Source organism: Mycobacterium sp. E183 (genome assembly GCF_001667735.1).
In the GTDB taxonomy this organism is placed as follows: Bacteria; Actinomycetota; Actinomycetes; order Mycobacteriales; family Mycobacteriaceae; genus Mycobacterium.
The window spans coordinates 58,216-75,796 of sequence record NZ_LZJN01000142.1 but is presented as its reverse complement, the minus strand read 5'-3'; the positions used below and the strand labels follow the sequence as shown (position 1 = coordinate 75,796).

Here is a 17,581-nt window from a genome sequence, read left to right as displayed (position 1 = left end):
GTGACGCCTCCGCGCGCATCGGTGGGCCGCTCATGCCGGCCGGTACTTCAACAGGGTGATTCCGTCTTCGGGCAGATCGTAGAACACCGGCTCGACCCGCATGCCGATATGGACGTCACCGGGTTCGACGTCGACCAACTCGGTGCTGAACTTCGGTCCGGCGTCCCACTGCACGACCGCGGGCAGCTGCGGAACCGCGTCCGCCCAGGGCGGCCCGGTCGGCCGCCGGGCGATCGTGAACGTGTACAGCGTTCCGGCGCCGTCGATTTCGCGCCATTCCAGGTCGTCGGCCAACGTTCCCGGGGTGAGCGTGCGCGGATAGAACACGTAGCGCCCGAGCGAGGGCGAATACTGCACCAAGATGCGATGCCGGGTCAGTCCGTCCCAGAAGGGCCGCGACACCGGTGTCGGCTCGGGTACGGGGATGTCCACGGTCAGTCCCCCCGCATCAGCAGCGCGACCTGCTCGCTCATGATGCCGCCGTTGCCGGTGACGAAGGCGGTATGGCAATCGGGCACCTGCGCCTCACCGGCCCGGCCCATGATCTGCCGCGCGCCGTCGACGACATGGTGCATGCCGCCGGCCATCCCGGCCTGCCCGAAGGACAGTTGCCCCCCGGCGGTGTTGAGCGGAAAGTCACCGCGGTAGGTCAGGTCGTGGCCGGCGATCCAGGACATTCCGCGGCCCTTGTCACAGAAGCCGGCGTCCTCGAGGCTCATCAGCACGGTGATGGTGTAGCAGTCGTAGATCGACGCCATGTCCACCTCGGAGCGGGTCAGGCCGGCCATCGCGAACGCCCGGTCGGCGGCGCGGGCGATCGGGGTGTGCAGCAGATCCTCGGCGTAGGTGGGGGTCTTGAAGGCGATGTGTTCGCCGAATCCCTTGATCCACACCGGGCGGTGGCGGCCGCGCCGGGCGAGGTCGGCGTTGGCGATCAGGACACCCGCTCCCCCGTGCACCCGCATCACGGTCTCCAGCATGTGGATGGGGTCGGCGATCATCGGGCTGGCGAGGACGTCGTCCGCCGTGATCGGGGTGCCGTGGAAGACCGCGCCGGGGTGGGCGCACGCGTTGGCGCGTTGATCGACGGCGATTTTGGCGACCGCCGCGGGGTCGTAGCCGAACTCGGCCGCGTAGCGCTGGGCGATCTGCGCGTAGGGCGCGTTCTGGCCGACGTTGCCGTACGGGATCTCGAATTCCGCCTGCGGCGACCCGTAGTTGTTCGAGGACGCCCCATACCAACTCGGTGTCGGGGGCGGGCGTTTCTCGGACTGCGGCTGCGACGCCGAACCGGGAACCACGGCCAGCACCGCGTCGCAGATGCCGAGTTCCACGGCGACCGCGGCCCGCCAGATCATGCCCGCGGCGGTGGCCCCGCCGAGGTCGACGCGCTCGCCGAAATCCAATGCCAGGCCCAGGTATTCGCACAGTGTGGCGGGTGCGAACATCGTCGACTCGGCGACGCCGTGGGTCAGCAGGCCGTTGACGCAGGCGGCGTCGATGCCCGCGTCCTCGATCACCAGCTTGGCCAGCAGCGCGTACTGGTCGAGGGTGAACATCGGCGGGCGGGTTGGTTTCCGTTCCGCCGGCAGCTCGGCGATGCCGACGATCGCCGCCTCGCCGCGCAGGCCGGTCACGACGGCGTTCCGCGTCGGGGCAGCTCGACCGTCGCCGATCCGGGCATCAGCACGGTCTCGCCGCGGCGGCCGGCGATGTCGAGGTCAACCAGCCCGGCGCCCGCCCCGGAGAGGCGTTTGCCGGTGACGGTGCCGCCGAAGCTCAGGGGCTGGCCGGGATGGGCGACCGCCCGGTTCTGGACGGAGAAGGACATCAGGCGCCCGCGGCCGCCGATCCAGTCCCCGATGGCCCGGCCGAGCAGCGCGGCCTGCAGCGGACCATGGACCAGCACGTCGTCGTAGCCTTCGACCGTGCGCGCCCAGTCCTTGTCGTAGTGGATGCGGTGGCCGTTGTAGGTGGCGGCACTGAAGAAGAACAGCTGCGTTTCGTCGACGGTCACGGTGAGGTCGGGCATCCGGTCGCCCACCTGGACGTCCTCGTAAAACACTTGGTCGGTCACGACGCTCCTAGGGACGGGCGATCATCGATGTGGACGCCTCGGCGAGCAGGTCTTGATGCTGGTTGCGGTACACCGTGTTCCAGGTGACCAGAACGAATCTGCCGGAGCGGCCCTGCTTTTCGACGATCGACGAGATGGTGCGTACCATTTCGACATTGTCGCGGTGATAGGCCGGCAGGTGGAAAGTGAAGCTTTCGCCGCCCGCCATCCGCTTGGGCGCGCGGGGAAACGCGAGGCTGCCGGAGACAGCGCCGGACGAACCGTCGGGCCGCAGGGCCTCGAGGTGGGTGACTCCCAGCACGGCGTACTGCAGGAAGAGCGGGGGGCAGACGACGTCGCGAAAGCCGTGCGCCCTCGCGTAATCCGCGTCGAACCACAACGGGTTATGGTCGCCGACCGCCGCCGCCCAGCGTTGCCAGTCGCGCCGGTTCACCTCGCCCGTCGCGGACGCGGCGACGGTGCCCACGCGCGCGGCCGATTCGGCGTCGATCAAGCTGTCCTCGCTCACCGGCCCTCCTCCGAGTCCAACGTCTCCTCCAGCCACGATGCGGCGACGTCCGGCCCGCCACCCCACGTGGAGCCCACACGGGCCCGCTCGGTCCACAGGTGCAGATCGGTCTCGGTGACATAGCCCATGCCGCCGTGCAATTGGTGGGCGTCCAACGTGATCAGCCTCGCCGCGGTCGCGGCGTGCAGGCGCGCGATCGCGGTCTCGCGGGTCGCCACTCGGCCGCGCCCGATCCAGAACACCGCCGCGTGCGCGGCCAACCGGGCCGCCGCCAGCGCGATGTGCATGTCGGCAACCAGGTGCTGAGCAGCCTGGAAAGACGCTATGGGCCGGCCGAATTGGTGGCGCAGCTTGGTGTAGTCGACGGTGCGGTCGATGACGGCCTGCCCGACGCCCACCAGGTCGAGCGATCCCAACGCCACCGCCGTGTTCGCCACGCGGCGCAGTGCCGGCTCGGTGACGTCACCGATCAGCGCGTCGCAGGTGAGCGCGACGTCGTCGAAGCGCAGGGTGAACGCCCGATGCCCGCCCGCCACCGCAAGCGGTTCCACGGTCACACCGGGCGTCGCGGCGCGCACGACGAAGGCCAGCGTGCGACCTTGCGCCGCAGCCGAAGTCACGACGACGTCGGCGACGTCGGCGTCGGCGACGTAGTCCGCGGTGCCGTTCAGCCGCCATTGTCCCGACACTTGGTCGGCGCGGATCGCCGCCGGCACCACGGCGGCGTCGCGGGAGCTCCACAGGGCCGTCGTGCCGCGGGTCGTGCCGCGTGCCAGTGCGGGCAGCCAGGCGGCCTTGGCGTCCGGCGAGCCGAGCTGGTCGATCGCGAGCGCGGATTGGATGCTGCTGTGGATCGTCGTCGGGCACAGGGCGCGCCCGGCCTCGACGTAGAAAACCGCGAGATCGTCCAATGAGCCGCCGGAGCCGCCGTACTCCTCCGCGATGGCCAGCCCGAGAACACCGGCGCCCGTCAACGCCTGCCACAGCCCCGGGGTGCGGCGGTCCGCGTCCGGTTCGGTCAGCGCGCGCACCAACGGGATCGGGCTCTCGGCGGCCAGCAGGGCGCGCAGCGACGCGGCGAACTCGCGTTGCTCGGCGGTGGGTATCGCTCTCATCCGTCAGCGCCCGTAGCTGGGCATCTTGTGCCCGCGCTGGGCGATGATGTCGCGGAGCACCTCGTTGGTGCCGCCGCCGAAACGCATCAGCGGCGCGGCCCGGTACAGCCGCTCGAACTTGCCGGCCAGCGGCGCCCGCTCGCTGCGGTGCGCCAGTAGACCGTCCGGGCCGAGCACGTCGAGCGCGAGCACCGCGATGCGCTGGCGCAGTTCGCTGGTGAAAACCTTCTCGACGCTGACCTCCACCGACGGGATCACGCCGCTGTCGAGGATGGACGCGGCCTCGTAGCCCATCAGGGTGGCCACCGCGACGTCGGCCTCCGCTTGTGCCAGGCGGCGCCGCAGCGCCGGGCTGTCGCAGGGCACCGAGCCGTCCCGGCGTGGTGCCCGCGCGAGCTCACGCAGCTCCTCGACGGCGCGACGCAGGTCGCCCGCGTTGGTCAGCGCGCCGCGTTCGAGGTCGAGCGCCCCCGTGATGTATGTCCAGCCGCGGTTGACCTCGCCCACCAGGTTGGTGACCGGCACGCGCACGTCGCGGAAGTGGACCTCGTTGGTGCGATAACCCGACCACGCGTACAGCGGGCGGATCGCCACGCCGGGACTGTCGATCGGCACGATGACGACCGAGATGCCGCGGTGGCGAACACCGTTGGGATCGGTGCGGACGCAGAGCCACTCGTGGGTCGCGCGCTGTGCGCCGCTGTTCCAGATCTTCGTGCCGTTGATCACCCAATCGTCGCCGTCGCGGACCGCACTGGTGCGCAGGCTGGCCAGGTCGGTGCCGGCGTCGGGCTCGGAATACCCCACGGCGCAGATCATTTCGCCCTTGGCGATCAGCGGCAGCCATTCGGACTTGTTCTGTTCGGTACCGTGCCGCATGATCATCGGCGCCACGGATGTGACCGTCAGGTCGGGCCCCGGCACGCCCCAGTACTCGAATTCGCTCATCAGCAGATGCAGGTGGATGGCGCCGAGGCCGAGACCGCCGTATTCACGCGGCCAGTTCACTCCGAACCAGCCCTTGGCTCCGATCTTGCGACGGAACCCGGCGACCTCTCCGTCGGGGAACTCCAGGTCGTGCTCGGCGAGCTCGGCGCGCAGCTCGGCGGTGACGTTGTCGTGAAGGAATTCGCGGACCTCGGCCAGCCATGCGCGCTGCCCGGCGTCGAGTTCGAAATCCATTCGGGCCCCTTTGCCGCCGATGTGCAGTCGGAGTCTATAAGCGTGATCGGCGCGCCGGACGCGTTACCCAGACCGCAAATTCGCGGCGAGGTCGAGCAGCCGCGCGACGGCAGGATCCGGGTGCGGGCGGCACACGGCGACGATGCTGGTGATGAGCACGGGAAGGTGGTCGGACAGCGGCACGTAAACCACGCCGGGATGGCGCATGGCCGCGACTTGTTCGGGGACGACGGCGGCTGCCAGTCCCGCGATGGGATAGGACATCATCGCCGAGAGCTCGTCCGTCTCGGCGACGATTCTCGGCTCGACGCCGGCATCCCGAAGTGCTGCGTGAATCCGGGCCGAGATTGCGGGAAGCGACCGTTGGGAAGGAACCACGAGGGGTTCATCGCGGAGGTCGGCGAGCCTGACCGACGGTTCGTGAGCCAGCCGATGGTGTCTCGGCAACACCACCAGCGCCTGCTCGCGCTCCACCTCGGTGACGAGCAGCCCGTCAGCATGTTGAATGGGCCCGCGAGCGAAGCCCAGGTCGAGGCCACCGGAGCGAACGGCGTCGAGCAGACCCATGGTGCGCATCTGAGCGAGGTGCAGTGTCAGGTCGGGCAGCGCGCCGGCGCCGGCACGCATCAAGTTCGGCAGGAATCGGAACGCGAGGCTGACAACGAAACCGAGATCAACGTCGCCGTGGAGGCCGGCCGCGACTCGCTGGGCTCGCCGCACGGCAGCGCGCTGTGCGGCGCTGAGGCGCTCCGCGTCCGCACGAAAAGACCGCCCCGCGGCGGTCAATTCGACCCCTCGAGCGGTGCGGTCGAACAACCTGACTCCCACGGCCCGCTCCAGGCGCTGAATCGCCTGTGTCAATGGGGGTTGAGTCATCGAAAGACGTTGGGCGGCACGCCCGATGTGCCCCTCGTCCGCGACGGCGAGGAACTGCTCCAGCAGCCGGTGGGTAAGTTCCATATGACACATCATATGAACCAGGCCACCGGAAAGTATTGGACGAAATCACGTCGCCGCCGTTGACTGGTCGCAGACGCACGTGTCAGCGACCAGTCAAACCCGTGGAGGAATGCGGTGTCTGATTTCGGCACCTTCGGCCGGTTCAATGAAACTCCGGTGACCGCCATGCCCGCCGATATGCGGAAAGCCTTCGAATTCACCCGCTCTCTGCGCGGGATGGTGCCCGGTCCCCACAAGATCTGGCTTGCCAACCCGACGCTATCCAGGACGATCGTGCCGACCGGCGCGTATTTCCAAAATGACTCGACCTTGACCAAAGCGGAGATCGAGATCGCGACCAATGTCGCCAACGGCCACTGGGGTAGCCCCTACGCGAACCACGAACACGAAATCATCGGCGAGCGCGTCGGCCATCTGCACCCACTTCGTGTTCAGGCGCTGATCGCCGGGCTGCCGACGTCGTTCGACGACCCGCGCCAACAAGTGGTGTACGAACTTGCCTGCGCTCTGACGGCCCGGCGCACCATTCCCTTCGGGCTCTACCGCCGGGCCGAGGCGCTTCTCGGCGACGAGGGGATCGTGGACGTCACCGTGCTGCTGGGCTGGTTCACGATGGTGTGTATGACGTTGATTGCCTTCGATGTTCCCGCCGACGCCGTCGGATTGGAGCAATGAATATGGCGCTGGCCCCCCTGCCCGCCGTCGTGCTGACGCCCGTCGCGTTCTTTCCCGAATGGCATTTCCCCGAAAACCTTGCGGTCCGCGCCGACAACTCGCTGCTGGTGACCGACGTCTTGCACAAGCAACTGTGGTGGGTGCCGCCGGCGAATTGCGATGCGGCGGTCCCGCCCGTACTGGCGCACACCTTCGATCACCACATCACCGGCATCGTCGAGGTTGCGCCCGACGTCTTCGTAGTCAACCTCACCGAGGGCTACACCACTCACGAGTCATATTTGGCCCGAGTCGATTTCACGTCCTGGAAGCCGGGGACGCCGCTGACACCGGAGGTGATATACGCCTTCGACGACCGTGTCCGGGCCCTCAACGGCAGCTGCCTCCTGGGACCAAACGTTCTGGCGATCGCCGACTGTTTCGCGGGGCTGATCTGGCGGATCGACCTGGCCGGGAATGCGCGAAGCGCCGCGGCCCGGGTCTGGCTCGCGGATGACACGATGGCCGATGATCCAGACAGCGGCGTCCCTCCCCCACCCCAGCCCGGGGTCAACGGCGTGCGCTACGGGCCGCAGACCGGTTACCTGTACTACACCTCGACTGCGCAGAAGGTGTTCATGCGGGTTCCCGTCGATCGAGCGTCTCTCGACCCGGCCGGCCCGGCGCAGTTCGTCGCCGCCATCGACAATGCCGACGACTTCTGCATCGACGAGGACGCCGGATTCGCCTATGTGACAAGGCATCGGGCCAACACCCTCGACCGTGTGCCGCTCTTGCCGCGGCACGGCAGCGAGGTGCGCCATATCGCCGGCGAACCGTTTGACGAGACTTTGGTCGGCCCGTCCAGCGCGGTCTGGGGGCGCCGGCCCGGGGATCGCGGCCGCGTCGCTTACGTGACGACGGACGGCGGCACCACCGCCAGCCCGGACGGCATCATCAGGCCTCCCGCGGTCCTGCGGGTGGAGCTGGGCCATGCGAAAGATTGACCGCACCGGCGCGCCGACTGTAAATACGCTGTCAAACTCCCGTTAATTCGCATCGGCGCTCTCGCAGTTCGGCGGCACGGCTGCGAAAATTTTGCAATCGGCTGGTCGACGAGGACCAGGACCCTTGCCCGGCCGCAGCCCGAGGGAGATGTCATGCCCACTGTCGAGACACGCCTTCGCGAAGACATGCGCAACTATGCCGTCGAATTGCGGCAACTGGCCTACACGCTTCCGCTCGGTGTGGGCGAGCATGCGCTCCTGCAATTGTCCGACCGGATGCGCGCCGCCGCCGACCAGGTGATCCGCAGGGGCGCCTGACCCGCGGCGGCCTCAGCCGCCCTTGAGCCGGATCTTCCAGCGGACGAAGCTCAGGTAGAAGATGCTGATCACCACCAGCATGGCGATGTCGAACCACCACGCTGCCGGCGTGTGACGCCAGTGCGAGTCCTTGGGGCTGAGCGGACCGGGAACCAGTTTGGGTAGGTCGGCGGTGGAGGCCGAGGCCGCGAAGCCCCAGCGCGCCGGCGTCGCCCAGGACATCTGGTCCAGCCCGACCCGTCCGGTCACGGGGATCATGCCGCCGGAGAACACCAGCTGCGACATGACCGCCACCACCAGCAGCGGCATGATCTGTTCGTTCGACTTGGCGATGGCCGACAGCGCGAGGCCGAGCATGGCGGAGGCCACGCACGTCAGCGCGACGTCGACGAACAGTTCGAGGCCCGGCCGGCCCAGGGCCACCGCGCCCTGGGTGGGACCGCCCTTGCCGAGCAGCACGATGATGGTCACGATCGCCGACTGGATGACCGCGAAAACCGTGTAGACGCAGACCTTGGCCAGCAGGTAGGCGCTGGTGGACAGGCCGACCGCCTGTTCGCGCAGGAAGATCGGGCGTTCCCCGATGAGGTCGCGGATGGTCAGCGCCGTGCCCATGAACACGGCGCCGACGTTGAGCAACACCAGGATTTGCCCGGGCTCGTTGGGCGCGGCGCCCATGGGATTGGGGATTCCGAAGCCGACGTTGCCGGGCACCGACATGGACAGCGATCCCATGATGAACGGCAGCACCGCCAGGAAGACGAAGTAGCCGCGGTCGGAGAAGATCAGCCGGACCTGCCGCCTGGCGATCGTGGAGAACTGCCGGAACAGGCTCGTGTGCGAGGGATCGCCCAGGTCGGCGGGCTGCTGGGCGGGCGGCGGCGGAGGCTGCGGGCCCGTGCGCGCCAGGTAGCGCGCCTTGGACCCGTCCGGATCGCCCGCGACCGTGCTGAAGATGTCCGCCCAGTTCGTCGTCCCCATGGCCGGGCCGATCTGGCTGGGCGGTCCGCAGAAGGCGGTCTTGCCGCCGGGCGCCAGCAGCAGGACCTGGTCGCAGACGTCCAGGTAGGTCAGCGAGTGGGTGACCACGAGCACCACGCGGCCGGCGTCGGCGAGCTGGCGCAGCATCGTCATCACCTGGCGGTCCAGCGCCGGGTCCAGGCCCGAGGTCGGCTCGTCCAGGATCAGCAGCGACGGCCCGGTGAGCAGCTCCAGGGCGACCGATGCGCGCTTACGCTGGCCGCCCGAGAGCTTGTCGACCCGGGTGTGCAGGTGCTGCGTCATCTCGAGTTCCTCGAGCACCCGGGCGACCACCTGGGCCCGGTCGTCCTTGGTGGTGTCCGGCGGCAGCCGCAGTTCGGCGGCGTACATCAACGCCTGCTGCACGGTCAGCTGCCCGTGCACCACGTCGTCCTGCGGCACCATGCCGATCCTGCTGCGCAGCGAGGCGTACTCGGCGTGCACGTTGTGGCCCTCGAACGCCACCGTGCCCCTGGTCGGGTGCGTGTACCCGGCCACCAGGCGGGCGAACGTCGACTTGCCCGCGCCCGAGGGTCCGATCACGGCCGTCAGCGTGCCCGGCTGCGCGCCCAGCGAGATGTCGTCCAGCAGTGTCTTGTTGTTCTCGATCGTCCAGGTCACGCCGCGCACGTCCAGGCCGCCGGTGCGGGTCGCGGTCGCGCTCTCGTCGCGGCGGGCCAGCGTGCCCCCGGCGAAGACGAGGTCGATGTTGCCGATGGTGACGACGTCGCCGTCGTGCAGCACGGCCGAATCGACCCGCGCCCCGTTGACGAAGGTGCCGTTGATGCTGCGGTTGTCATGGATCTCGGTGCCGTGCGGCGTCGGGATCAGGGTGGCGTGGTGGCGCGAGGCCAGCACCTCGGGGATGACGATGTCGTTGTCGTTGGCCCGGCCGATCTTGATCGCGCCCGGCGTCGACTCCAGCGCGGCCTTGCCCGGCCGCAGGATCTTCATCATCGACGTCGCCAGGTTCGAGGCGTCACCGGCGACGCGGCTCGTCTCCGGGCCGCCAGCTTGCGGGGGCGGCATATTCGGCGGTGTGCGGTAGATCTGGGGGGCGTGTTGCGGGCCGCTGGGCGGGGCCGCCGGTTGGCCACCGGTCGGGTGTCGCGGCTGCGGGCCCGACGGGTAACTCGGCATCGACCCGCTGGGCGGATGCATCGGCGTGGGACCGCTCGGGGGGACGGGCTGTGGTCCGCTGGGCAGATGCGTGGGCTGGCGGAAGGAGGCCGACGGCGACTGCTGGGGCTGGCCGGGCCATGATGCGCCGGTGGGCTGGCCGTGCGGGGCCGGCGGGCTCGCCGCGGTGGCCGGGTTGACGATCGGTATCGACGTCGTCAGCGGCGGCCGGCCGGCCGTCCCCTGGTGGCGGCCCACCTCGAAGGTCAGGGCCGGGCCGTCCGGATTGCCGATGTTGACGCGTAGGCCGTCCTGGATGTCGACCGTGGGCACACGCTGATGGTTGACGAATAACCCGTTGAGGCTGCCGTTGTCGACGGCGACCCATCGGCCCTGGTCGAACCGGACGATCAGATGGGTGCGGGAGATCAGCGGATGCGCGACGCGCACGTCGGCGCGAAGGTCACGCCCGATCGCTACGTCGTTGCCCGCGGCGAACGTGCGCTCGGCTCCCTCGTACCGCACCGTCAACACGGGTGGGGTTGGTCGGCTCATCACGACCAACTGTATCGGCAGCCGCGCGGATCGGGACCCCGAATCTCTACCGGACCCGCGCCACCCGGCGCAGCGCCGATTTTCGACGGGTGGCTGGCGGGCGACCCGCCGTTCACGCCGGAGAGCGGCGATGGCTTCCCCGACGACGTTTCGATCGCCGACGGCGTGGCACCGCGGCTCGCCACCACAGACGCTCCGCCGGGCGGCGATCCGGAGAGTGGCCCACCGCGACAGCAGGCCCGGCCCGACGGGCCGTGACAGCGTGAACCGACTGTGATCGATCCCGGCGACGGTGAACAGGTGGCCCGGCGGTCCATCATTTGAATTGCGGCGCAGCCGCTTTCAGCAGCGTGTCAGCCAGCGACCGCGTGCAGGTCGCGGCGCCAGGACTGGGGCGCTGCGGTGACTTCCTTGATGAAATTTCCGATGTGTCCAATGGCCCGCCTGCCCTCGGGCAGGATGTCGGCCGCCAGCGGGAAGTCGTGAATCTGCCCGTCCCACAGATGCAGGTCGCACGGAATCCCACTGGCTTCCAAGCGCTTTGCCATGAGTTCGGCGTCGGGCAGCAGCAATTCGTCTGAGCTGGCGTGGATGGTGACCGGCGGCAAGTCGGACAGGTCGGCGTCCACCGGTGAGGCCACGGTGGACTCCTCGCGCCCGTCCACCAGCTGCGCCTGGCTGAGGTATTGCGCGAACATCGACAGCGCGCCGCGGGTGAACATCGAGCACCGGCGCGCGTTGCGGTGCCTCAGCTTTCGGCCCGGATCAGCGTCGGTGAACGGCGAGATCGTGGCGATGCCGGCGGGCCGCATCAGCTCGCTGCTGATGGCCAGCAGCGTGGTCATGAACGCCAGGTACCCCCCGGCGGAGTCGCCTGCCACGACCACCCGGTCGCCGTCGAAGCCGCGATCTTGCAGCCAGCGAAGGCCGCTCATGCCGTCCTCGATCGCGTCGGTGATCTGATGGTTGGGCAACTTTCGATACCCGACCGTGAGGACTGCGGCGTCCGCGGCCTTGGAAAGGCGCGTGACGACCGACCGGTGGGTGTTGAGACCGCAAGTGAGGAAGGCGCCGCCGTGCAGATACAGAATCGCGCGATCAGTCGAGGCACCCGGCGCGCAAACCCACTCGGCCGCGCAGTTTTCCAGCCGCACCGGTTCGATCTTCGCCGAGATGCCGAACCGCGGCAGCAATCCCGCCAAGCCATCGACGTATTCGAACGGCCAGTGCAAGTTGGGGGTAAAAGCCCACGCGCGCACCGTGGTTTTCACGATCAGCCTGCTGGCCAACGCGACCGCGAACGACTGCGGGCTATGGCGATGGTGGACTCGCCGCTTCATTGCGCCACTTGGCAATAAGCGATGCGGATCGGTGCTCACCATTGCGCTCCCTCCTAAGTGCGCACCGAATACCCGCCCTGGGGCGCGAATAACTTCAGGTGAAGGCGACACGAATGTTGGCTACATCACGGTTTACCACCCGTGTCCGGTGGGTATATAGCGACATTCTGCGATTCCCGGCCCGGGCATCGACCAGCTTCGCCCGGTGGCCCAAGATATGAGCAATGAAGGACGAAACGCGCGCTGACGCGCTGCTCGGCGACCGCGTCGCGGTGGTCACAGGCGGTGGCGGCGGCATCGGTGCGGCGACCGCGCGGCTGTTCGCCCACCAGGGCGCACACGTGGTCATCGTCGACATCGACGGCGGGCTTGCGGCACGGACCGTCGACGAGATCGCCGCCGCGGGTGGGTCGGCGGTGGCGGTGGTCACGGACGTCCGCGACGCTGCGGCGGTCGACGACATGGCGCGATCGGTGCTGGATCGCTACGGCCGGGTGGACGCGCTGGTGAACAACGTCGGTCACTGGCTGCGCCATCCGGGGAACTTCGCCGACACCGATCCCCAGCTCTGGGACGAGCTGTACCGCATCAACCTGCACCACGTCTTCCTCGTCACCCACGCGTTCCTGCCCGCGATGGTCGCCCGCCGGGCCGGCGCGATCGTCAACGTGTCCTCCGTCGAGGGGCTGCGCGGTTACCCCGAGGATCCGGTCTATGCCGCGTTCAAGGCCGCGGTCATTCAGTTCACCCGAAGCCTCGCGGTTCAGGTGGGCGGGCATGGGGTGCGGGTCAACGCGATTGCGCCCGACGTCACCGAATCCCTGCAGGTGCCCTACTCGCAGTGGCTGTCTCACGACGAACAGGCCCAGTGGCCCCAGTGGGTTCCGGTCGGCCGGATGGGCGAGCCCGAGGACCAGGCCCGCGTGATCTTGTTCCTGGCCTCGGATTTGTCCGCATTCGTCACCGGCCACACCATTCCGACCGACGGCGGTACCGGCGCGGCGGGCGGGTGGTTCCGCTCGTCGCGCCGGCCCGACCGGGAATGGACGAATCGGCCCATCGCGCCGTGATCGCCGAAGCAGTCCTCACACCAAGCCCAATGCGGCGTTCTCCGCACGGATCCGCACCCTGAGCACGATCGCGTTCGCGATGCTGAACGCGATCGCCGTGAGCCACGCCGAGTGAACGAGCGGCAGCGCCGCCACCTCCGCAGCGACCGCCGCGTAATTCGGGTGTCGTACCCAGCGATACAGCCCGTCGCGGACCAACGGCGCGCCCGGGATGACGATCAGCCTCGGGTTCCAATGCCTGCCGAGCACGGCCACGCAGCGCCAGCGCACCACCGTGCTGAGCACCACGACGGTGAGCATCGGCCACCCCAGCCACGGGATGAACGGCCGGGCGAGGGCCCAGGTCTCCACGACGCACGAGGCCAGCAGCAGGGTGTGCATACTGACCATCGCCGGGTAATGGTCACGGCCGAACTCCTTGCCGCCATGGGCCAGTGACCATTTGGTGTTTCGTTGCGACACTGCCAGCTCGACCAGACGTTCCGCGCCGACGGCCAGGATGAATAGGTAGTAGTACATGGTCTCGCCCCTCACCACTGCAGCAGGAGCAGCTCGAAGCTGAAACCCGGCCCCATCGCCAGCATGACGCCGTACGACCCTGCGGCCGGCGGTTCCGCGAGGGTCCGGCGCAACACATCGAGCACGGACACCGAGGAGACGTTCCCGTTGTCCCGCATCGACTCTCGGCTGTGAACCATGGCCTCCGGCGGTAGGTCCAGGGCCTCCTCGATCGAGTCGAGCACCTTGGGGCCGCCGGGATGACACACCCAGGTGGCGATGTCCGCGAGCGACAACCCGTGGTCGGCGAGGAAACCGTCGACCTCGCCCCTTAGGTAGGTTTCGGCCATCTTCGGGACGTCGCGCGACATCACGAGCTGGAATCCGCTGGAGCCGACGTTCCACCCCATGACGTCGACCGTCTCCGGAACCACGCGGCTGCGGGTGGCGAGCACCCGCGGACCGGCTTTGCCGTTCAACGGGTTTCGATCTGACCCCGCGGCGACGATCGCGGCGGCGCCGTCGCCGAACAGGGACACCCCGATCAGCGCGGGGATCGAGGTATCGTCCCGCTGCAGCGTGAGGGAACACAACTCGACCGACAGCAGCACCGCCACGTCGCGAGGGTAGCCATGCAGGTAGTCGTGGACGCGCGCCATCCCGGCCGCGCCGGCCACACAGCCGAGGCCGAACAGCGGGACGCGTTTGACGTTGGGCCGCAGCCCGATTCGGGTCATCAGCCGCGCGTCGATGGTGGGCACCGCGATGCCGGTGCTCGATACCACAACAATGGTGTCCACCTCGTGCGGTTCGACGCCAGCCTCTTCCAACGCCGAACGTATCGCGCGCTCGCCGAGGTCGACGGCGACCTCGAGGTAGGCGTCGTTCGCCTCGGTGAAGCCGCTCAGCCGCGGGTAGCGCGACAGCGGTAGCGCCAGGCTGCGCTGGTCGACCCCCGTTGTCTGCGCGAAACGCAGGAACCTCGGGTCGGTGAATTCGGTTAACTCCCTGGCGACTTCGTCCTGCTTGTAGCGGTGTGGGGTGAAGGCCACCGCGGCCCCGGCGATGTGCGGTGCGCCGCGTCCACGCTGAGCGGCCCCGCTGGGGGAAGTGAGATGTGTTGTTGCAGTCATGCCTATGCCGACGGGCGGCCCCACCGGACGGTTCAGATAAAGGCGGTCGGCGTGAGATGAACCACAGACCGGCGCCTGCCGTTAACCAAGCGATAGGGGGATGAGGGGTAGCACGAATTCAGTGTTTGTGTGCGGGACGGAATCGGGCCTGATCGTCGATGATCGTCACCGGTATGCCGTTGAGCGCGCCGTTGCCCGACGGCTCGTCGATAAACGTCGGCGGGGAAAGCACATTCGTGTTCGCTCCCGGCGATCCGTTGGCCACCGCCATGCGGGTGCCCGGCTTGCCATGCCCCCAGCCGTGCGGCATCGACACCACGCCCGGTTTGATCGCTTCGGTGACCTCGACGGGCACCTTGATCTCGCCGGCCGCCGATTTGACGGTGACGACGTCATTGTCCGTGACGCCGCACCTGGCCGCGTCGTCGGGATGAATCAGCAACGTGCACCGGTCCTTTCCCTTCATCAGCGCGGGCACGTTGTGTAGCCAGGTGTTGTTCGAGCGAAGGTGCCGGCGGCTCACCAGAACCAGCGGCTCGGCCGGTCGTTCCATTCTGGCGGCCAGCCGCGGTAGGTCATCGAGAAGGTACTGCGGCGCCAACCGGATCTTCTTGTCGGGTGTCCCCAGGATGTCCGGGAGTTGCGGCACCATCGGTCCGAAGTCGATGCCGTTGGGGTTGGCCTTGAGCAGATCCAGCGTCAACCCGCCGGGATTCTTGCCGTACTGGTCCCCGAACGGTCCGGTTCGCAGCGTCAGGTCCAGCATGCGCTCGGGGCCACCATGCTCGTACAGCTTGCGGATCTCCGCACCGTCGAGGCCTTGGGTGAATGCCAGGTAATCGAAGAACCCGTCGTCGATCGTGGCGACGTCGACATCTTCGGCCGGCGTGCCGGCGCACAGGCCGGTGAGGCGGATCAGGATCTCCCATTCGTGCGGGCGGTCGCCCGGATCGAACACGGGCGGCGAGTAATTCGCGATGCTGTGGATCGCGAAGAGCAGGATGAGATCGTCGTGGTGCGGTTGCTCGAGCGGCGACAGGCCGGGCAGGATCACGTCGGCGTGCCGCGTCGTCTCGTTGAGCCAAAGGTCAACGGAGATCATCGCTTCCAGCATCGGCAGCACCTCGTCGAGCTTGTCGCCGCCGGGCGTGGACAACACCGGGTTGCCCGCGACCGTGATCAGCGCCTTGAGTTGCCCGTCGCCCGGGGTGGCGATCTCCTCGGCCATGCAGGACACCGGGGCCTGGCCCAGCACCTCCTTCGCCCCGCGCACGCGGGTGTGCCAGCGGCCGAATTCCGGCAGACCGCCCTCGAGGCCGGGCAGCGGCTGAGTGGTGATCGACCAGGCCGCCGGCTTTGGGAACATCGCTCCCCCGGGTACGTCGAAATGCCCGGTCAGGATGTTGACGACGTCGACCAGCCAGCTGGCCAGGCTGCCGAACTCCTGATTGCACAACCCGATCCGGCCGTACACCACCGACCTTTCGGTCCTGGCGAGCTCGCGGGCCAGACGCCGGATCCGGTCCTCGGCGATGCCCGTGACCGCGCTGACGCGCTCCGGTGGCCAATCCGCGGCGACCCGCCGCATCGTGTCGACGCCGTCCACGTGCGGCCCGGGATGGATCAGATCTTCGTCGAACAGGGTGTGCGCCACCGCCAGCAGCAGCGCGGCGTCGGTACCCGGCACGATCGGAAGCCATTCGTCGGCCCGGGCCGCCGTCTGCGTGCGGACCGGGTCGATCACAATGACCTTGCCGCGCTTGCGGATCCCCTCGATCAGGCCCATCACGTCGGGCGCGGCCAGCAGCGACCCCTGCGACGCGGCGGGGTTGGCGCCCATGATGACCATCAGGTCGGTGCGTTCGATGTCGGGGACGGGGAAGTTCCACCAGAGGCCGTACATCAGATGCGACGACAAATTCTTCGGCCACTGGTCGACGGTGCCCGGCGAATACGTGACCGGCATCCCCGACATCCCCATCAGCACGCCCGCGTAGCGGGCGAGGGAAAACGAGTGCGCCAGCGGGTTGCCGGTGTAGGCGGTGACCGCCCCGATCCCGTACTTGGAGATCACGGGCGTCAGCAACTCGGTGCAGCGGCGAAACGCCGCGTCCCAGCTCACCTCGTGCCATTCGCCGTCGACCTTGATCATGGGCCGGCGGATGCGGTCGGGGTCGTCGTGCAGCGCGGCAAGTGAGACGCCCTTCGGGCAGATGTGCCCGCGGCTCCACACGTCGTCGCGGTTGCCCCGGATGCTGGTTACCTTGCCGCCGTCGACGTGAATCTCCAAGCCGCACATGGCTTCACAGAGGGGGCAGGTCCGCAGGTGCCTGCCGTCTTCGCCCGTCTTCACCCACCCACTGTATTCCGCTACCGACCGTCGCGGAAGTCCCAAAATTCGGGGTCAGGCCGCCCAGGGGCCGATTCCGCCGACCCTGTCGATGCGAATGCGGGTCAGGAACCCGGGCGGCGCGCCGTCCGGCGGGAACTGGGTACCCGGGTCGCCCAGAATCGGGTTGAGTTGGGCGAGAAGCTCGGGTGCGCCGCCCTCGACGATCCGTGCAGTCCCGGCGATCGAGAGGTAGGGCCGCATCCCGGTGTGCGCCCCGTCGAGCGACACGATGGTGACGGCCACCCGGGGGTCGTTGCGGACGTTGCGAACCTTCTTGTGCGCGGCCAGGTGCGCGGTGACGAGTTCGTCCCCGTCGGGGGTGGACTGCAAGGCGACCCACACCAGGCTGACTTGGGGGCTGCCGTCGGGGTTCAGGGTCACCAGGGTGGCGTCGGCGCCCCTGCCAATGAGGTCGCGGGCGGCGTCATTGAGTTCCATGCGTTGTTCTACGGCCCCGGGCCGGGATTCATTCCCGCATGCGGAATAAGCGGCGCCGAACGCCGCGTTCCCGATCCCATAGCCGATGTTTCATGCACATTTGAATTTGGCCAGTTGGCTGTACAAGTGCGAGGCGGCGGTCCTAGCGTCGACGCCAGAAACTCGTCGGGAAGGGAGCTGGCTCGTTGAGCACCG

Annotated in this window: 17 protein-coding genes; 4 read left to right on the top strand and 13 right to left on the bottom strand. The window is 68.4% G+C overall.

Annotation, left to right across the window (positions count from 1 at the left end):
* Positions 1–30: 30 nt before the first annotated feature.
* From A5691_RS15970 to A5691_RS15940, 7 genes are all read right to left on the bottom strand, one after another.
* Positions 31–432 carry a Zn-ribbon domain-containing OB-fold protein gene (locus tag A5691_RS15970; RefSeq protein WP_067750141.1) on the bottom strand — a complete coding sequence of 134 codons (402 nt, stop codon included), beginning with the start codon at positions 430–432 and terminating at the stop codon, positions 31–33.
* Between the two features lie 2 nt (positions 433–434).
* Entirely contained in the window at positions 435–1,637 is a 1,203-nt protein-coding gene (locus tag A5691_RS15965; RefSeq protein WP_067780995.1) for a thiolase family protein, read from the bottom strand.
* On the bottom strand, positions 1,634–2,032 hold the full coding sequence (locus A5691_RS15960; protein ID WP_067781024.1) for a MaoC/PaaZ C-terminal domain-containing protein: 399 nt from the start codon (positions 2,030–2,032) through the stop codon (positions 1,634–1,636). The genes A5691_RS15965 and A5691_RS15960 overlap by 4 nt, the downstream gene beginning before the upstream one ends.
* A 52-nt stretch (positions 2,033–2,084) precedes the next feature.
* The gene (locus A5691_RS15955) at positions 2,085–2,585 is read right to left on the bottom strand and encodes a MaoC family dehydratase N-terminal domain-containing protein (protein ID WP_067780998.1); all 501 of its coding nucleotides are present in this window, start codon (positions 2,583–2,585) and stop codon (positions 2,085–2,087) included.
* The gene (locus A5691_RS15950; RefSeq protein WP_068016534.1) at positions 2,582–3,700 is read right to left on the bottom strand and encodes an acyl-CoA dehydrogenase family protein; all 1,119 of its coding nucleotides are present in this window, start codon (positions 3,698–3,700) and stop codon (positions 2,582–2,584) included. The genes A5691_RS15955 and A5691_RS15950 overlap by 4 nt, the downstream gene beginning before the upstream one ends.
* A 3-nt stretch (positions 3,701–3,703) precedes the next feature.
* Entirely contained in the window at positions 3,704–4,882 is a 1,179-nt protein-coding gene (locus A5691_RS15945) for an acyl-CoA dehydrogenase family protein (RefSeq protein WP_067750133.1), read from the bottom strand.
* A gap of 63 nt (positions 4,883–4,945) precedes the next feature.
* Complete coding sequence (locus A5691_RS15940; RefSeq protein ID WP_068016567.1) at positions 4,946–5,842, bottom strand: LysR family transcriptional regulator; 897 nt, start codon at positions 5,840–5,842, stop codon at positions 4,946–4,948.
* A 114-nt stretch (positions 5,843–5,956) separates the two neighbouring features.
* Between A5691_RS15940 and A5691_RS15935 the strand changes: the two genes are divergently transcribed.
* The 3 genes from A5691_RS15935 (at position 5,957) to A5691_RS28355 (ending at position 7,821) form a co-directional block, all read left to right on the top strand.
* The gene (locus tag A5691_RS15935) at positions 5,957–6,517 is read left to right on the top strand and encodes a carboxymuconolactone decarboxylase family protein (RefSeq protein ID WP_231969382.1); all 561 of its coding nucleotides are present in this window, start codon (positions 5,957–5,959) and stop codon (positions 6,515–6,517) included.
* A gap of 2 nt (positions 6,518–6,519) precedes the next feature.
* The gene (locus A5691_RS15930) at positions 6,520–7,503 is read left to right on the top strand and encodes a hypothetical protein (protein WP_068016565.1); all 984 of its coding nucleotides are present in this window, start codon (positions 6,520–6,522) and stop codon (positions 7,501–7,503) included.
* 153 nt (positions 7,504–7,656) lie between these two features.
* Positions 7,657–7,821, top strand: coding sequence for a hypothetical protein (locus A5691_RS28355; protein ID WP_197498995.1), 165 nt, complete (start codon positions 7,657–7,659; stop codon positions 7,819–7,821).
* Positions 7,822–7,833: 12 nt separating this feature from the next.
* Here A5691_RS28355 and A5691_RS15925 read toward each other — a convergent pair whose 3' ends face one another.
* Together A5691_RS15925 and A5691_RS15920 are read right to left on the bottom strand one after the other, a co-directional pair.
* Positions 7,834–10,515: an FHA domain-containing protein gene (locus tag A5691_RS15925; RefSeq protein ID WP_197504930.1), complete on the bottom strand. Its 2,682-nt coding sequence runs from the start codon at positions 10,513–10,515 to the stop codon at positions 7,834–7,836.
* A gap of 353 nt (positions 10,516–10,868) precedes the next feature.
* Positions 10,869–11,897 carry an alpha/beta hydrolase gene (locus A5691_RS15920; RefSeq protein WP_067750131.1) on the bottom strand — a complete coding sequence of 343 codons (1,029 nt, stop codon included), beginning with the start codon at positions 11,895–11,897 and terminating at the stop codon, positions 10,869–10,871.
* 182 nt (positions 11,898–12,079) lie between these two features.
* Here A5691_RS15920 and A5691_RS15915 point away from each other — a divergent pair, with 182 nt between their 5' ends.
* Complete coding sequence (locus tag A5691_RS15915) at positions 12,080–12,925, top strand: SDR family NAD(P)-dependent oxidoreductase (RefSeq protein ID WP_067750129.1); 846 nt, start codon at positions 12,080–12,082, stop codon at positions 12,923–12,925.
* Between the two features lie 15 nt (positions 12,926–12,940).
* On the opposite strand, the gene A5691_RS15910 is transcribed toward A5691_RS15915, so the two are convergent.
* The 4 genes from A5691_RS15910 to A5691_RS15895 form a co-directional block, all read right to left on the bottom strand.
* A complete protein-coding gene (locus A5691_RS15910) occupies positions 12,941–13,444 on the bottom strand; it encodes an isoprenylcysteine carboxyl methyltransferase family protein (RefSeq protein ID WP_067750300.1) in 504 nt (167 codons plus the stop codon).
* An 11-nt stretch (positions 13,445–13,455) separates the two neighbouring features.
* Positions 13,456–14,556, bottom strand: a complete 1,101-nt coding sequence (locus A5691_RS15905) for a type III polyketide synthase (protein WP_082950355.1) — start codon at positions 14,554–14,556, stop codon at positions 13,456–13,458.
* Between the two features lie 118 nt (positions 14,557–14,674).
* A complete protein-coding gene (locus A5691_RS15900; protein ID WP_067781010.1) occupies positions 14,675–16,909 on the bottom strand; it encodes a molybdopterin-dependent oxidoreductase in 2,235 nt (744 codons plus the stop codon).
* 51 nt (positions 16,910–16,960) lie between these two features.
* Positions 16,961–17,386 (bottom strand): PPOX class F420-dependent oxidoreductase, encoded by a 426-nt coding sequence (locus tag A5691_RS15895; protein WP_067750125.1) that lies wholly within the window; start codon positions 17,384–17,386, stop codon positions 16,961–16,963.
* Positions 17,387–17,581 lie beyond the last annotated feature (195 nt).

Bases quoted from the DNA above. Each gene is read 5' to 3' on its own strand.
- A5691_RS15960 (WP_067781024.1), bottom strand. From the start codon at position 2,032: ATGCCCGACCTCACCGTGACCGTCGACGAAACGCAGCTGTTCTTCTTC.
- A5691_RS15950 (WP_068016534.1), bottom strand. From the start codon at position 3,700: ATGAGAGCGATACCCACCGCCGAGCAACGCGAGTTCGCCGCGTCGCTG.
- A5691_RS15945 (WP_067750133.1), bottom strand. From the start codon at position 4,882: ATGGATTTCGAACTCGACGCCGGGCAGCGCGCATGGCTGGCCGAGGTC.
- A5691_RS15940 (WP_068016567.1), bottom strand. From the start codon at position 5,842: ATGGAACTTACCCACCGGCTGCTGGAGCAGTTCCTCGCCGTCGCGGAC.
- A5691_RS15930 (WP_068016565.1), top strand. From the start codon at position 6,520: ATGGCGCTGGCCCCCCTGCCCGCCGTCGTGCTGACGCCCGTCGCGTTC.
- A5691_RS28355 (WP_197498995.1), top strand. From the start codon at position 7,657: ATGCCCACTGTCGAGACACGCCTTCGCGAAGACATGCGCAACTATGCC.
- A5691_RS15925 (WP_197504930.1), bottom strand. From the start codon at position 10,515: ATGAGCCGACCAACCCCACCCGTGTTGACGGTGCGGTACGAGGGAGCC.
- A5691_RS15920 (WP_067750131.1), bottom strand. From the start codon at position 11,897: ATGGTGAGCACCGATCCGCATCGCTTATTGCCAAGTGGCGCAATGAAG.
- A5691_RS15915 (WP_067750129.1), top strand. From the start codon at position 12,080: ATGAAGGACGAAACGCGCGCTGACGCGCTGCTCGGCGACCGCGTCGCG.
- A5691_RS15910 (WP_067750300.1), bottom strand. From the start codon at position 13,444: ATGTACTACTACCTATTCATCCTGGCCGTCGGCGCGGAACGTCTGGTC.
- A5691_RS15905 (WP_082950355.1), bottom strand. From the start codon at position 14,556: ATGACTGCAACAACACATCTCACTTCCCCCAGCGGGGCCGCTCAGCGT.
- A5691_RS15895 (WP_067750125.1), bottom strand. From the start codon at position 17,386: ATGGAACTCAATGACGCCGCCCGCGACCTCATTGGCAGGGGCGCCGAC.